Source organism: Chelativorans sp. (assembly GCF_031180965.1).
Classification (GTDB): domain Bacteria; phylum Pseudomonadota; class Alphaproteobacteria; order Rhizobiales; family Rhizobiaceae; genus Chelativorans.
The window spans coordinates 33,286-47,614 of sequence record NZ_JAPSLH010000015.1 but is presented as its reverse complement, the minus strand read 5'-3'; the positions used below and the strand labels follow the sequence as shown (position 1 = coordinate 47,614).

General features: G+C 67.3%; 16 protein-coding genes. 9 read left to right on the top strand and 7 right to left on the bottom strand.

What is annotated here, in order from left to right:
- Nucleotides 1–12: 12 nt before the first annotated feature.
- Complete coding sequence (locus tag RIN79_RS12930; protein ID WP_309085077.1) at nt 13–534, bottom strand: protease inhibitor Inh/omp19 family protein; 522 nt, start codon at nt 532–534, stop codon at nt 13–15.
- Between the two features lie 193 nt (nt 535–727).
- Between RIN79_RS12930 and RIN79_RS12925 the strand changes: the two genes are divergently transcribed.
- The 5 genes from RIN79_RS12925 to RIN79_RS12905 all read left to right on the top strand — a co-directional run bounded on the left by RIN79_RS12925 (nt 728) and on the right by RIN79_RS12905 (nt 5,367).
- Nucleotides 728–889, top strand: a complete 162-nt coding sequence (locus RIN79_RS12925; RefSeq protein WP_309085076.1) for a DUF1328 domain-containing protein — start codon at nt 728–730, stop codon at nt 887–889.
- Nucleotides 890–965: 76 nt separating this feature from the next.
- Nucleotides 966–1,847: a diaminopimelate epimerase gene (gene dapF, locus RIN79_RS12920; protein ID WP_309085075.1), complete on the top strand. Its 882-nt coding sequence runs from the start codon at nt 966–968 to the stop codon at nt 1,845–1,847.
- Entirely contained in the window at nt 1,847–3,127 is a 1,281-nt protein-coding gene (mtaB, locus tag RIN79_RS12915; protein ID WP_309085074.1) for a tRNA (N(6)-L-threonylcarbamoyladenosine(37)-C(2))-methylthiotransferase MtaB, read from the top strand. The genes dapF and mtaB overlap by 1 nt, the downstream gene beginning before the upstream one ends.
- A 14-nt stretch (nt 3,128–3,141) precedes the next feature.
- Nucleotides 3,142–4,719: a signal recognition particle-docking protein FtsY gene (gene ftsY, locus RIN79_RS12910; RefSeq protein WP_309085073.1), complete on the top strand. Its 1,578-nt coding sequence runs from the start codon at nt 3,142–3,144 to the stop codon at nt 4,717–4,719.
- Entirely contained in the window at nt 4,720–5,367 is a 648-nt protein-coding gene (locus tag RIN79_RS12905; protein ID WP_309085072.1) for a septation protein A, read from the top strand.
- 51 nt (nt 5,368–5,418) lie between these two features.
- Here the strand turns inward: RIN79_RS12905 and RIN79_RS12900 are convergent, their stop codons facing one another.
- The 6 genes from RIN79_RS12900 to tsaD are packed head-to-tail and all read right to left on the bottom strand — an operon-like array spanning nt 5,419 to nt 9,352.
- Nucleotides 5,419–5,826, bottom strand: coding sequence for a DUF1761 domain-containing protein (locus RIN79_RS12900; protein ID WP_309085071.1), 408 nt, complete (start codon nt 5,824–5,826; stop codon nt 5,419–5,421).
- 55 nt (nt 5,827–5,881) lie between these two features.
- On the bottom strand, nt 5,882–6,583 hold the full coding sequence (locus tag RIN79_RS12895) for a methyltransferase (protein ID WP_309085070.1): 702 nt from the start codon (nt 6,581–6,583) through the stop codon (nt 5,882–5,884).
- Nucleotides 6,538–6,963 carry an EVE domain-containing protein gene (locus RIN79_RS12890; RefSeq protein WP_309085069.1) on the bottom strand — a complete coding sequence of 142 codons (426 nt, stop codon included), beginning with the start codon at nt 6,961–6,963 and terminating at the stop codon, nt 6,538–6,540. Before RIN79_RS12890 ends, RIN79_RS12895 begins: the two co-directional genes overlap by 46 nt.
- Complete coding sequence (locus RIN79_RS12885) at nt 6,963–7,259, bottom strand: YciI-like protein (protein WP_309085068.1); 297 nt, start codon at nt 7,257–7,259, stop codon at nt 6,963–6,965. Before RIN79_RS12885 ends, RIN79_RS12890 begins: the two co-directional genes overlap by 1 nt.
- Before the next feature lie 18 nt (nt 7,260–7,277).
- Nucleotides 7,278–8,267 carry an NAD(P)H-dependent glycerol-3-phosphate dehydrogenase gene (locus RIN79_RS12880; RefSeq protein ID WP_309085067.1) on the bottom strand — a complete coding sequence of 330 codons (990 nt, stop codon included), beginning with the start codon at nt 8,265–8,267 and terminating at the stop codon, nt 7,278–7,280.
- Nucleotides 8,264–9,352: a tRNA (adenosine(37)-N6)-threonylcarbamoyltransferase complex transferase subunit TsaD gene (gene tsaD / locus RIN79_RS12875; protein ID WP_309085066.1), complete on the bottom strand. Its 1,089-nt coding sequence runs from the start codon at nt 9,350–9,352 to the stop codon at nt 8,264–8,266. Before tsaD ends, RIN79_RS12880 begins: the two co-directional genes overlap by 4 nt.
- A 71-nt stretch (nt 9,353–9,423) precedes the next feature.
- Here tsaD and hemC point away from each other — a divergent pair, with 71 nt between their 5' ends.
- The 4 genes from hemC (at nt 9,424) to RIN79_RS12855 (ending at nt 14,263) form a co-directional block, all read left to right on the top strand.
- Nucleotides 9,424–10,353: a hydroxymethylbilane synthase gene (gene hemC, locus RIN79_RS12870; protein WP_309085065.1), complete on the top strand. Its 930-nt coding sequence runs from the start codon at nt 9,424–9,426 to the stop codon at nt 10,351–10,353.
- A gap of 3 nt (nt 10,354–10,356) precedes the next feature.
- Nucleotides 10,357–11,076, top strand: coding sequence for a uroporphyrinogen-III synthase (locus RIN79_RS12865; protein WP_309085064.1), 720 nt, complete (start codon nt 10,357–10,359; stop codon nt 11,074–11,076).
- A gap of 80 nt (nt 11,077–11,156) precedes the next feature.
- A complete protein-coding gene (locus RIN79_RS12860) occupies nt 11,157–12,596 on the top strand; it encodes a phage tail protein (RefSeq protein ID WP_309085063.1) in 1,440 nt (479 codons plus the stop codon).
- 11 nt (nt 12,597–12,607) lie between these two features.
- The gene (locus RIN79_RS12855; RefSeq protein WP_309085062.1) at nt 12,608–14,263 is read left to right on the top strand and encodes a heme biosynthesis HemY N-terminal domain-containing protein; all 1,656 of its coding nucleotides are present in this window, start codon (nt 12,608–12,610) and stop codon (nt 14,261–14,263) included.
- Nucleotides 14,264–14,329 lie beyond the last annotated feature (66 nt).

Sequence of the window (14,329 nt, the reverse complement as noted above, 5' to 3'; positions counted from 1 at the left end):
GCGCCCGCTATCTCAGCGGGAGAGGGAAACCGGCGGCTCGCCGGTGGTCTGGCCGTCGAACCGCCCGGCCCCGCTTGAATAGAGCCGTGCGATCGTGTTGCCGCTGTCGTCGTAAACGACCACCTGGTTTCCGGCCACCTCCCAGGCGCGCATATTGGCAAGCTCGTTGGAGCAGCCGCGCGTGCCGCCGCGCGAGGAATTACCGTATTTGGTGAGCGTGAGGAACATCTGGCAGGACGAGCCGCCGGAGCTGACATTCCAGGAACCCAACAGGCTGTTCTTCTCGACGGCAGGCGCGGAGGCGGCCTGCGCGGCGGGATCGACGGCCGGCGTCGTCGCCGCCGGCTGCACCGGAGCGGCCGCCGGACCGGTCGGCTGTGTGGGAGGGGGAAGCTGGGTTCCGGTGACTGTGCCTGACGGCGCCGCCGGCAAGGGCTGCGGCGTGCGCGTCGGCGGCGGATTGATCCGGTCCGACTGGCACCCGGCCAGCGCCAGAATCGAAATCGCGAAAACTCCGGTCCTCAACTGTGACATCACCTTCTCCGTTCCGCGCCGTACCCGCGCCACCGCCGTGAGGCCGATTTGTGGCGACGTCTGGAAACTATCACATACCTTCATGGTTAAGAACCGGTTTCAAGAGGGAAAACTGCCTCCGCAAGTCCTCCGCGGCAGGAACCCGCCGGATAACAGGGCGTTATCGTCCGGTTTAACAGCCGGAGGCGCTTTCATGCTTAAATGGATTCTCATCCTTCTCATTGTCGCGGCCGTAGCCGGCCTTCTCGGGATGCATAGCTTGGCCGGAGCGGCCATGACGGGCGCGAAGATTCTGATCGCCATCGTGCTGATTCTCTTCCTGCTTGCCGTGCTCGGCATCTTCGCCATCGCCTGAGCGCCACCCACGCGACTGGTATTTTCGGCCGCCATCGGCCATATAGGCCCCAAACCCCGACTGTATTGGAGCCTATATGGCCGGACTGGCGCCATTCGCGAAGATGAACGGGCTCGGCAACGCCATCGTCGTTGCCGATATGCGCGGCCGCGCCGACCGCGTGAGCCCCGCTGCCGCGCGTGCGCTGAACACCGATCCGGTCACGCGCTTCGACCAGATCATGGCGATCCACGACGCCCGGCTTGCCGGCACGGAGAATTTTGTCGAGATCATAAATTCCGACGGCAGCCAGGCGCAGGCCTGCGGCAACGGCATGCGTTGCGTAGTGCAGGCGCTGGCGGCCGAGACCGGCCGGCGGGCCTTCACCTTCGAGACGATCGCCGGGGTGCTCACAGCCGAGGAGCACGAGAACGGACTGATCTCCGTCGACATGGGAATCCCGCGCTTCGGCTGGCGCGATATTCCGCTGGCGGAAGAGTTTGCCGATACGCGCAAGATCGAATTGCAGGTCGGCCCGATCGACAACCCGGTGCTTCACTCACCCTCGGTCGTCTCGATGGGGAATCCGCACGCGATCTTTTGGGTCGATGAGGATCCATACGGCTACGATCTGGAGCGCTTCGGGCCCATGCTCGAGAACCACCCGATTTTCCCGGAGCGCGCCAACATCACCGTCGCACGCGTCGATTCGCAGGAATCGATCACCATGCGCACCTGGGAGCGCGGGGCAGGGCTGACGCTCGCCTGCGGCTCGGCAGCCTGCGCCGCAGCCGTGGCGGCCGCGCGAACCGGCCGCACGGGAAGACGCGTGACCGTGCTTGTGCCCGGCGGTCCGCTCGAAATCCTCTGGCGCGACGACGACCACGTCATCATGACCGGCCCGGCGGAATGGGAGTTCTCCGGCCGCTTCGATCCGGTTACAGGCGCGTGGGAGCGCGAGGCCGAAGGAGTGGCCTGATGGCGGTGGACGTGCTCACCTTCGGCTGCCGACTCAACGCGTACGAGTCGGAGGTTATCAAGCGCCAGGCCGATGCCGCCGGCCTGAGCGGTCTGGAAGGCGGCGCGGTGATCGTCAACACATGTGCGGTGACGGCTGAAGCTGTGCGCCAGGCGCGCCAGGCGATCCGCAAGGCTCGTCGCGAGAACCCGCAGGCACGCATCATCGTCACCGGCTGCGCCGCGCAGACCGAGCCCGCCACCTTCGGCGCTATGGACGAGGTGGACCTGATCCTCGGCAATGAGGAGAAGCTCAAGGCCCACAGCTACCGCGCGCTGCCGGACTTCGGCGTCAACCAGTTCGAAAAGGTGCGCGTCAACGACATCATGGAGGTGCGCGAGACCGCTTCGCACATGGTTGACGCCCTCGAAGGCCGCGCCCGCGCCTTCGTGCAGGTGCAGAACGGCTGCGACCACCGCTGCACCTTCTGCATCATTCCTTATGGCCGCGGCAATTCCCGCTCGGTGCCCATGGGCGCGGTGGTCGACCAGGTGCGGCGGCTGGTGGGAAACGGCTATGCCGAGGTGGTGCTCACCGGCGTCGACCTGACGAGCTTCGGCGCCGACCTGCCGGGCAGCCCGCGCCTCGGCCGGCTGGTCCGCACCATCCTCCGCCAGGTGCCGGAACTGAAGCGGCTGCGGCTCTCCTCTATCGACTCGATCGAGGCCGATACCGACCTGCTGGCCGCCCTGGCCGAGGAGGAGCGGTTGATGCCGCATCTGCATCTTTCCCTCCAGGCGGGCGACGACATGATCCTGAAGCGCATGAAGCGGCGTCATCTACGCGCCGACTCCATCCGCTTCTGCGAGGAGGTGCGAAAGCTCCGCCCGGACGTGGTTTTTGGCGCCGACATCATCGCCGGCTTCCCGACCGAGACGGAGGAGATGTTCAAGAATTCCCTCGCCATCGTCGAGGAATGCGGGCTGACGCATCTCCACGTCTTCCCTTTCAGCCCACGCAAGGGAACCCCGGCGGCGCGCATGCCGCAATTGCCCCGCGACGTGGTGAAGGAGCGTGCGGCACGGCTGCGCAGGGCGGGCGATGCTGCCTATCAAAGACACCTCGCCTCCCTCAGGGGAACGCGCCAGCGAATCCTGATCGAGCGCGAGGGTCTCGGCCGCACGGCGGGTTTCACCCTCGCCGCGACCGACGCAGGAGCGCCCGGCGAGATCGTCGAGGCCTTCGTCACTGGGAATGATGGCGATCGGCTGACGGCCACTGTCCTCCAGCAGGCGGCGTGAGGAGCGGGCAGCCGATGGCCTTCGACTTCATCAAGAAAGTCTTCACCTTCGGAAAGAAGGAGGCAGAGGAGCGGCCGGTGGCGGGTGAGGCGTCCGCAGCTTTGGCCGCCGAGCCGCAGCCGGAGAGCCCGCCGCAGCCCGCTCCTGAGCCCCAGCCCGAAAAGCCCGCCGAGGTGCCGCCTGCGCCGCAAGAGCCGGAACCGGCCGAGCCTTCCCCTGCACCGGAAATCCCGCAACCGCCGGAGCCGGCCCCATCTCCCGCGCCGGACGGACCGGTCGTTCCACAGCCGGAAATCCCCGAGCCGGCTCCGGTCGAGGTGCCCGAGCTGCCGCAGGAAATTCCACAGCCCGTTCCGGAGCAACCGCCGCCGCCCGGGCCGGAGATCACGCAGCCCGTCCCGCCGTCGCAGCCTTCGGTGCCGCCCCAAGTGTCCGCGCCCGCCCCAGAGCAGCCTCGGGCAGAAGAGGAAGAGCGAGACGGCTCAACCGGCCCACTCTCCACCTCCAGCGAAGCGTCGATCGGCCAAGCCGGTCAGGGTGATGCTACGGGGGAGAGCACCCTTTCTCTCACTCCTGCCCCGGCCCTCAAAGGGGAGGGTGCGGGGCGCGTCACCGTCTCCAAGGCCGTCGAGCGCAAGGTGGAGGAGCCCGCCCCTGGCCCCGCGGAGGAGCCGAAAAAATCCTGGTTCCAGCGTCTGAGCGAGGGCCTGTCGCGCTCTTCGCGCGAATTGCGCGACAACATTGCCGGCATCTTCCTCAAGCGCAAACTCGACGAGAACACGCTCCAGGATCTGGAAGACGTCCTTCTGCGCGCGGACCTCGGCATGGAGACGGCCATGCGCATTACCGATGCGCTTTCCGTCGGCCGCTACGGCAAGGACATTTCCGGCGCGGAAGTGCAGGCCGTGATGGCCGAGGAGATCGAAAAGGTGCTGCGCCCCGTCGCACTTCCACTGGAACTCGATCTTTCCGTCAAACCGCATGTGATCCTTGTCGTGGGCGTCAACGGAACCGGCAAGACGACCACCATCGGCAAATTGGCGGCGAAGCTCACGCGCGGCGGCCTCAAGGTGATGCTGGCCGCGGGCGACACTTTCCGTGCCGCGGCCATCGAGCAGTTGAAGATCTGGGGCGAACGCACCGGTGCTCCGGTGGTCTCGTCGAAGCTTGGGGCCGATGCGGCAGGCCTCGCCTATGAGGCCTATGAAAAGGCCAAGGCCGCCGGCAGCGACGTGCTGATCATCGACACTGCCGGCAGGCTGCAGAACAAGGCCGAGCTGATGGCGGAGCTGGAAAAGATCGTGCGCGTGCTCGGCAAGCACGATCCGGAGGCGCCGCACACGGTTTTGCAGACGCTGGATGCGACCACTGGGCAGAATGCCCTTAATCAGGTCGAAATCTTCCGTAATGTGGCGGGCGTGTCGGGGCTGGTCATGACCAAGCTCGACGGCACGGCGCGGGGCGGAATCCTGGTGGCCATTGCCGCCAAGTACAAGCTGCCCGTTTATTTCATCGGGGTCGGCGAGGGCATCGACGATCTGGAGCCCTTCTCGGCAAGCGACTTTGCCAGGGCAATCGCAGGAGTTGCGTGAGTGACCGACAAGATTTTCGAGCGCGATCCTTCCGACCCGCAGCGCAAGGAACTCAATCCGATCCTGAAACTGGCGCTGGAGCTGGGGCCGCTGCTCATCTTCTTCTTCGCCAATGCGCGCGGGGAGATGCTGGCCGAACGTATCCCGGCGCTTGGCGCCCTCGGCGGCCCGCTCTTCATAGCCACGGCACTCTTCATGGCGGCAACAGCGATCGCTCTCGCCGTCTCCTGGGCGCTGACGCGCACCCTGCCCATCATGCCTCTCGTGTCGGGGGTGGTGGTGTTGGTCTTCGGCGCGCTGACGCTCTATCTGCACAACGACACCTTCATCAAGATGAAGCCCACCATCGTCAACACACTGTTTGGCGCCGTGCTCCTGGGCGGGCTCTTCTTCGGCAAATCGCTTCTGGGCTATGTCTTCGACTCCGCCTTCAAGCTCGATGCGGAAGGCTGGCGCAAGCTGACCCTGCGCTGGGGACTGTTCTTCCTCTTCCTCGCCCTGGTGAACGAGGTGGTCTGGCGCTCCTTCTCCACCGACGCCTGGGTGGCGTTCAAGGTGTGGGGCATCATGCCCATCACCATCCTTTTCACCATGAGCCAGATGCCGCTGATCATGCGGCATTCGCAGGATGAGAGGACAACGAGATAGGGGAGCAGGAGGGCTTCGCTTCTTCCACCCTATTGCCTTCTTGCCTTTCCCTTACACCCCGAACCAGCCGATAACCGCGCCCATGATGAGCGCGACGCCGAGCCAGTGCCCGGCATCGATCAGCGTGAGATCCCAGCCGAAGCCCTGGTAGCGGTGATTGACGGCCATTACTGTGGCCATGAAGCCCAGCCAGACGAAGGCGCCGGAAACGATGCCGTTCCACAGCGTCACCTGTCCCGGGCCGAGGTGGCCGATCACGCCCGCCAGCACCCAGGCCATCACCAGTTCGGCGACGAAGGAGGTGATGAAGGGCGCCGCGCCCGGCTTCATCTCTTCCGGCTTCAGGCGGGAAGCCCGGATCGAGGGCTTGCTCAGCGCCGTGTAATAGGCGGCGCCGAAGAGGAAAGCGGCAACCGCCGCGGCCAGTATGGCCAGGTAATTCATTCCTCCGAAATCCATCGCCCCGCCTCCTTGATGTAGAGTGGGCGGATTGAATTCCGCCTCCCCCGCCGCGTCAAGAGAAGCGCCAGACGGTCGTGCGCCTGATCTCCGCATCCTCCAGCGCGCGGGTGACGGGCACGGAATAGACGGCAAGTTCATCCATCCGCGCCTTCGGCAGATAGGCGCGGCCGGGATCGCCGACGAGGACGGTCACGCCCTGCGCCGCCAGCTTCGCGAACCACGGCTCAACGCGGGCGGCAAGCGCGCGGTCGTAAAAGACGTCTCCGGCCAGCAGCACCTCGCAATCCACGTAAGTCCCAACGAGATCGGCGCACGTGCATTCGAAGCTCACGCCATTGGCCTTCATATTGAGGCGGCAGGCTGTTGCGGAGAACGGGTCGGTATCCGCTGCCCTCACCTGCCCAGCGCCGGCCCTGCAGGCTGCAATCGCCACCAGGCCGGAACCGGTGGCAAAGTCGAGAACGCGCTTGCCGCGCACGCTCTCCGGGTGGTCGAGCACATAGCGCGCCAACCCCTGTCCTCCCGCCCAGGCAAAGGCCCAGAAGGGCGGCGGAAGCCCGATCTGCTGCAGTTCCTCCTCGGTGCGCTGCCAGAGCTCGTGCGCCTCGTCGGCAAGGTGCAGCTGAATCTCCGGCACATGCGGCGGGGAAGCGAGGCGCGTGTTGGTGCGGATGAACTCCTCTGCGTCTTCGGGCGAAAGGCGCCCGCTCACGGCGCCTCGTCGAGCCCGCCCATGCGGCAGATCTCCTTCCATTCCGCCTCGCTCACCGGCTGGACGGAAAGGCGCGAATTGTTCACCAGCACCATGTCCTTCAGCTGCGGGTTCGCCTTGACCGCTGCGAGCGTTACGGGATTGGGCATGTCCCGGACGGCGCGGACATCCACGCATTCCCAGGCTGGGTCGTCAGCTGTGGAATCCGGATGCGCGGGGGCAATCACCTCCACGATGCCGACAACGGCCGTCTCCTTGCCGGAATGATAGAAGAAGCCGAGGTCGCCGACCTCCATCTGCCGCATATTGTTGCGCGCCTGGAAGTTGCGCACGCCATCCCATTCCTGGCCGTTGTCGCCCTTCTTCTTCTGCATCTCCCACGACCAGCTGTCGGGTTCGGATTTGAACAGCCAATAGGCCATCACGCGTTCTCCGGTTTGTTGAAGACCCAGTTCCACGGGCGAATGTCGACGGATTCGAAGAGACCGGCATCCGCATAGGGATCTGCTTTGGCGAGCGCCTCGGCATCGGACCGGCTTGCCGCCTCGACCGCCACCATGCTGCCGCATGGCTTGCCTGCCTCGTCGAGGAAAGGCCCGGCAAAGCGCAGCGTGCCCTCGGCATTCAGCGTATCGAGATAGGCGACATGCTTCGGCCGCACCTCCATGCGCAGGTCGAGATGATCAGGCTTGTCGCGGCAAAGAATGACAAAAATCATGCGGTCCCTCCTTGAAGACTATTCGGCCTCGCTCTTCAGCGGCCGGGCAAGCAGCGCCTGCATCGCTGCTTCCACCGTAAGGCTGCCTTCGAGCATGCCTGTCACGGCCTCGATGATGGGAGCCTCCAGCCCGCGCTCCCGCGTGATGCGGGCGGCGATGCCGGCGGTGAAAACCCCCTCCGCAAGAGGCAGATTGTCGAGCCTGTCGCCGCGCCCAAGCGCCAGCCCATAGGCAAAGTTGCGCGACTGGGCGGAACTGCAGGTGAGGATCAGGTCGCCGAGGCCCGAAAGCCCCATCAGCGTCTCCGGCCGGGCGCCAAAGGCCGCGCCGATGCGCCGTAGCTCCACGAAGCCGCGCGTGGTGATCGCGGCGACTGCGCTGGCGCCAAGGCCCGCGCCGCTTGTCGCGCCGGCGGCGATGGCGAGTACGTTCTTGAGCGCGCCGCCGATTTCCACGCCGACAATGTCCTCGCTCGAATAACAGCGCAGATTGGGGGCGGAGACCCGCCTGGCGAGCTCCGCCGCAAGCGCACGGTCCTGCGCCGCGACAGTGACCGCCGTCGGCAGGCCCCGCGCCAGATCGGCCGCAAAGCTGGGCCCCGACAGCGCGGCGAGCGGGTTTTCCGGCAAGATCTCCCGTGCGGCTTCGGACATGAGCCGTCCGGTCTCGCGCTCGATCCCCTTGGCGCAAAGCACGACCGGTACGTGCCGCTCCACTGCTCCGCGGGCGGCGGTCAGGACAGCGCGCAGACTTTGCGCCGGAACGGCGGCGAGCACGCAATCGGCTCCTCCCAGCGCCTCGGCGATATCGGAGGTCGCGTCAACGCCTGCGTCAAGCATCACCCCCGGCAGGTACCGGCTGTTCTCGCTATGCGTGTTGATCTCCCGAACAAGATCGTCATCGCGGGCCCAGAGCCTAACCGAATGTCCGCCCCGGCGCATGGTGAGCGCCAGCGCCGAGCCCCACGCACCGGCGCCCAGGACGGCTAACAACCAAGGCTTGCTCATGCCTTTACGCCCCGCTTGCCCGCCCCTATGAGGGGCGCGGATGTCTCGTCCAGCGGCCAGCGCGGGCGGGGAGCAAAAGCCATTGCGCCGCCGTCGACAAGCCCCTTCTCCAGCCGCTCCAGCCCGGCCCATGCGATCATGGCGGCGTTGTCGCCGCAAAGATTAAGCGGCGGCGCGACGAGAAAAAAGCCTTCGCGCCGGGACAGATCCTCGAGCGTCGCGCGGATGGCGGCGTTTGCCGCCACCCCGCCCGCGACGACGAGTGTGGGTTCGGCAAGCTTCGGATAAACCGCGCGGAACCGCTTCAGGCTCAGCGCCACGCGGTCGGCAAGCGTTTCCGTTACGGCGGCCTGGAAGGAGGCGCAGATATCGGCGACGTCCTTTTCCGCCAGGGGCGCAAGCTCCGTGGCGGCGCGGCGCACGGCCGTCTTCAGGCCGGAGAAGGAAAAGTCCGGCCGCGCCTCGCCCTTGAGGGGACGCGGAAAGGCAAATCGGGCAGGATCGCCCTTCTCGGCGGCCTTCTCCACGCTTGGACCGCCGGGATAGGGCAGGCTGAGCAGCTTGGCCGTCTTGTCGAAAGCCTCGCCCAGCGCGTCGTCGATCGTGCTCGCCCAGCGCTCGTAGCGGCCGATGCCGGCCACATGCACGATCTGCGTGTGCCCGCCCGAGACGAGCAGGAGCAGATAGGGGAATTCCAGCCGGTCGGTCAGCCGGGCGGTGAGGGCGTGGCCCTCCAGATGGTTGATCGGCAGGATCGGCTTTCCCAGCGCAGCGGCGATGGCCTTCGCCGTGGTAAGGCCGACGATCAGCCCGCCGATGAGGCCCGGCCCGGCCGTCGCGGCGATGCCATCGATCTCCTCCAGACTTGTGCCCGCTTCGGCCAGCGCCGCCTCGATCACACCGTCCAGCGCCTCCACATGCGCGCGCGCAGCGATTTCGGGCACCACGCCGCCGAAAGCGGCATGCTCCTCGATCTGGCTGAAGACGATATTGGAAAGGATCACTGGCGCGCCGTTCTCCCCGCGCGCGACGACGGCGGCGGCGGTCTCGTCGCAGCTCGTCTCTATGCCCAGCACGCGCGTCATCCGGTGGTCCGGTTTGGTTGCCGAAGGGGCTGATCCCCGATAGGTATGCCGGTTAGCACGGACATGACGGCATGCAAACTGATGTGGTGAGAATCGGAACGCGCGGCAGCGCCCTGGCGCTGGCCCAGGCGGCGGAGACCCGGGCGCGCCTGATGGCGGCGCACGGGCTTTCCGAGGAAGTTTTCGAGATCGTGGTCATCCGCACGACCGGCGATCGCATCCAAGATCGGCCGCTCTCCGAGGCCGGCGGAAAGGGGCTTTTCACCAAGGAGATCGAGGAAGCGCTGCTTGCGGGCCGCATCGACCTTGCCGTCCATTCTTCCAAGGACATGCCGACCTTCCTCCCCGAGGGGCTTGAGCTTTCGGCATTCCTGGAGCGCGAGGATGTGCGCGACGTCTTCATCGGCCGCGCGGCCATGCGCCTGACCGAGCTCCCGCCCGGCGCCCACCTCGGCACCTCATCCCTGAGGCGCCAGGCGCTTGCGCTGCGGCTCCGCCCGGACCTCCAGGTCGGCATGTTCCGCGGCAATGTGCAGACACGGCTGCGCAAGCTGGATTCGGGCGAGGCCGACGGCACTCTGCTCGCCCTTGCCGGGCTGAAGCGGCTGAAGCTGGAGCATGCCGCCACCGAGATCATGGATCTGGAAGCCTTTCCGCCGGCGCTCGGGCAAGGGGCGATCTGCATCGAAAGCCGCCAGGGCGACACGCGGATTTCCGCTCTGGTCGAGGCCATCCACCACCGTCCGACGGGGATCGCGCTCGCCTGCGAACGCGCCTTTCTCGCCGCGCTCGACGGTTCCTGCCGCACGCCCATGGCCGGCCACGCGAAAGTGGATGGAGACCGGATCAGCTTCTCCGGGATGATCCTCATGCCGGACGGGAGCGAGGCACATGATATCAGCGGCGAGGGGAGTGCGGCGGATGCGGCAAGGATTGGAGCGGATGCAGGCGCGCGCATCCGCGAAAAGGCGGGCAGCAGGTTCTTCCGGAGCTGGGGCTGATCTTTGCGGCGCGTCCTCGTCACGCGACCGGAACCCGGCGCCTCCATCACCGCCGCGAAGCTTTTGCAGCTCGGCTTCGAGCCAGTGGTCCTGCCGCTGACGCGCATTGTCGCCCTCCCGCTCACGGAATGGCCGCCGCCCAGAACTTTCGGCGCGGCGGCAGTCACCAGCGCCAATGCCATCCGCCACGCGCCTGCCGGCCTTCTGAAGGAGCTCGCGCATCTTCCCGTCTATGCCGTAGGCGAGACGACCGGCGAGGTGGCCCGCAAAGCAGGGCTGAGAGTCGCGGTTTCCCAAGCGGGCGATGCGGAGCATCTGGCACAACGTATCGCCGAGGCTGCGGCGCCGGGCACGCGCATTCTCCTGCTTTGCGGCCGTCTTCGCCGCGACAGGCTGGAACAGGACCTCGCCGGGGCCGGCTTCGGCGTCGTGCCGCTGGAGACTTACGACACGGTGAAAGTCCCGCTGGCGGAAGGCGAGTTGCACGATGCCGTGTCCGGGGCTCCGATTGACGCCGTGCTTCTTTATTCCGCCGTCGCCGCCGAGCTTTTCGCCAACCTAGCGACGCGCGGCCCGGTAGCGCCCCTGCTGGAGAGCGCGAATTATTTCGTCATCTCCGAGCGTGTCGCGCGCGTTCTTCCCAAGGCGATCGCCGGCCGTGCGCACATAGCGCGGGAACCAACCGAAGAGGCGGTGCTTTCGATGCTCGAGGGACGCGGATAGCGTCGCCTTTTTAGGACAAGGTGCCTGTGATAGGGAATGCTGCGCCGCAAAGGCGCGCGGTTTGGAAGCGGAGCTGCCGGATGGTCAAGACACCGAGGACGCGCCACTCGAACATGAGCCGGGAGCCGGTGACGATCGATCTCGATGCCGAGCCTGTCAGGCGCGAGGATTCGGCCGAAGGGCCGGCGAGCCCTGCCGGGGATGCCGCGCGGGACCCAGTGCCCGAGCCCGCGCCTGCCTATGCGGATGCGCAGGCCGACGACCCCGACAGGGCAGCCGGCGGAGACTCCGCCTTGAGCGAGGCCGAGCTCTCCCAGCGCGCCACCTCGGGCGCGCCTTATGAGGCAGCGGAGCCAACATCTCCTTCCGCCGGCGAACCGGGCGCGGATGGGCCGGGAAGCATTCCGGAGGAGCCCGCCCAGCCGGCTTCGTCATGGCAGGGCGATGCCAGGTCGCGCAGCGGCGTCGGAAGTGCGCTGTTGGCTGGTGTTGCGGGCGCCCTCATCGCGCTTGCGATTGGTGCAGCCCTGATCTGGGCCGAAATGGTTCCAGTCGGCAGGGAAGCAGCCCCTGATCCGGCCGTCGGCGAGCTCCAGCAGCAGGTCGCCGCCCTGCAAAGCGAACTCGCGCAGGTAAGAGAGACGGGTTCCGCCGGCACATCGGCCGAGGCGTTGGAGCAGGCACTCGCCGAACCCAGGCAGCAGATCGCGGAATTGCGCGACACGGTCGCCGCGCTTCAATCCGCCCCTCCGGGGCAGGCCGGCCCCGAACTGCAAACGCTGAGCCAGCAGCTGGCCGAACTCGAGCAGCGTGTCGCGGCGACGCCGCAAGCCGCGGAAGCGGCTGGCGGCGGTGAGGCAGCGCAGCGCATCGAGGAGCTTCAGGGCCGCGTCGACAGCGCGGTGCAGGCGGCGACCGCCGCCCAGGAAACCGCCGCCGCCACTGCCCAGCGGCTGGACGAGATCGTGCGCCAGGTCACCCAGCTCGGCGAGCAGGTGGCGCAGCAGGACCAGCAGCCGCAGCTCGCCCTTGTCGTCGCCGCCTCGGCGCTGCGGTCGGCTGTCGAGCGCGGCGCGCCCTTTGCAAGCGAGCTTGAAACCTATGCCGCGCTCGCCCCGAACGCGGCGGAGCTGGAACCGCTTCGCCCCTATGCCCAGACCGGCATTCCGACCGAGGCTGAGCTGGTCAGCGAGGCACCGCAGGTCGCCTCTCAGATTGCCGCGACCCAGTCCGACGTGCCGCCCGACGCCGGGTTTTTCGAGCGGCTGATGGCGAGCGCGCGCTCGGCCGTGACGGTGCGTCCCGTCGGTGAGGCGGAGGGCGACACGCCCGGCGCGATCGCCGCGCGGATGGAAGCGGCGGTTCAGCGCAGCGACTACGCCCAAGCGCTCGCCGAGTTCGAGTCCCTGCCGGCTGACGCCAAGCAGACGGCGCAGGATTTCGGCGAAAAGCTGCGCGCACGGCAGGCGGCCGACCAGGTTCTGGAAAAGGCGCTTTCGGGCGCATTGAAGCCCGCGTAAGGACGGCGCCGATGTTCCGCATCCTTTTCTTCCTCCTTCTTGTGCTTCTGCTCGGGCTGGGTTTCGCCTGGCTTGCGGAGCGGCCGGGCGAGCTTGCCATCACCTTCGGCGGATACCGCTACGAGGTGACGCTGATGGTTGCCGCCGTGCTCGTGGTGGGAGCGGTCGCGGCTCTCATGATCCTGTGGTGGCTCATCCGCGGCATCTGGAACAGTCCTTATGCCGTGGCACGGTATTTCCGCGTCCGCCGGCGGGACCGGGGCTATCAGGCGCTCTCCACCGGCCTGATCGCGGCAGGCGCTGGCGACGGCGGTCTTGCCCGACGCATGGGCAAGCAGGCCGCAAAGCTCCTATCCTCCGACCGGGAGCCGCTGATCCACCTCCTGGATGCGCAGGCGGCAATGCTAGAAGGCGATCACGATGGGGCGCGGCAGAAATTCGGCGCCATGGCGGAGGATCCGGAAACGCGCCTTCTCGGCCTGCGCGGGCTCTATGTGGAAGCCGAGCGCCTGGGCGAGAGGGAAGCGGCGCGCCACTATGCCGCCCAGGCCGTGCAGGTCGCGCCGCAGCTCGGCTGGGCGGTCAACGCCACGCTGGAAGCCCGGACAGAGGCGCATGACTGGCAGGGTGCACTGGCGCTCCTCGACGCGCAGAAGCCGGCCATGAAGGAGGAGCGCGACCGGCTGGCGCGCCGGCGCGCCGTGCTGCTGACCGCCCAGGCCATGGAGCAGCTCGACAGGGACCCGGCCGCCGCGAAAACCGCGGCGCTGGAGGCGCATCGACTACAGCCGGATTTCGTGCCGGCGGCGGTTACCGCGGCGCGCGCCCTTTTCCGCCAGAACGATCTGCGGCGCGGCGCCAAGGTGCTCGAAGCCGCATGGGCCGTCTCGCCGCATCCCGAGGTGGCAGATGTCTATGTCCATGCGCGGGCAGGCGATTCCACCCATGACCGCCTCGCCCGGGCGCGAAAGCTGCGCCGGCTGAAGCCCAATAATGTGGAATCGGAGCTCGCCGTCGCCCGCGCCGCCCTCGCCGCCGGCGAATACAAGGAAGCGCGGGCTGCGGCCGAAGCCGCCGTCCGCCTGGAGCCGCGCGAAGGTGCGTTCCTGCTGCTCGCCGATATCGAGGAGGCCGAAACGGGCGATCAGGGCCGCGTGAGGCACTGGCTTGCGAGGGCGGTGCGTGCGCCGCGCGACCCCGCCTGGGTGGCAGACGGCTATGTGTCGGAGCATTGGGCGCCTGCCTCGCCGCTCACGGGCCAGCTCGACGCCTTCGAATGGCGGGCGCCCATGGAGCGGCTCGGCCAGGTAATCGAGGCCGACGACGCCTTGGCCGTTCCGGCCATCGCCGCACCGCGTGAGGAGTCGGAGACTGTGCCCCCTGGCGAGGCGCGCGTGCAGGATGCATCGCTCCAAACGCCGGCCACATCGGATGAATCGCTCGAAACGGCGGCCACGCCGGAGCTGGAGGCCGAAGCGCCGGCACCGCAGGAGGAAGCGGCTCCCGCTCTAGCGGAAAGTCCGCCTTCTCCGAACGGCTCGGCGGAAGACCGCGAGGCGGAAGAGAAACGGCCCGACGATATCCGCCCGCCCATCCCCGACGATCCGGGAGTGGAGCCGGACGAAGAGCCCGACGATAGCGCCTCGCGCAGGTTCCGCCTTTTCTGACCGGCGCGATCATGCGCGGAACGATACGCGGTGCTTTCACTTTCCATTGAGCACCCCTTCGCAGGT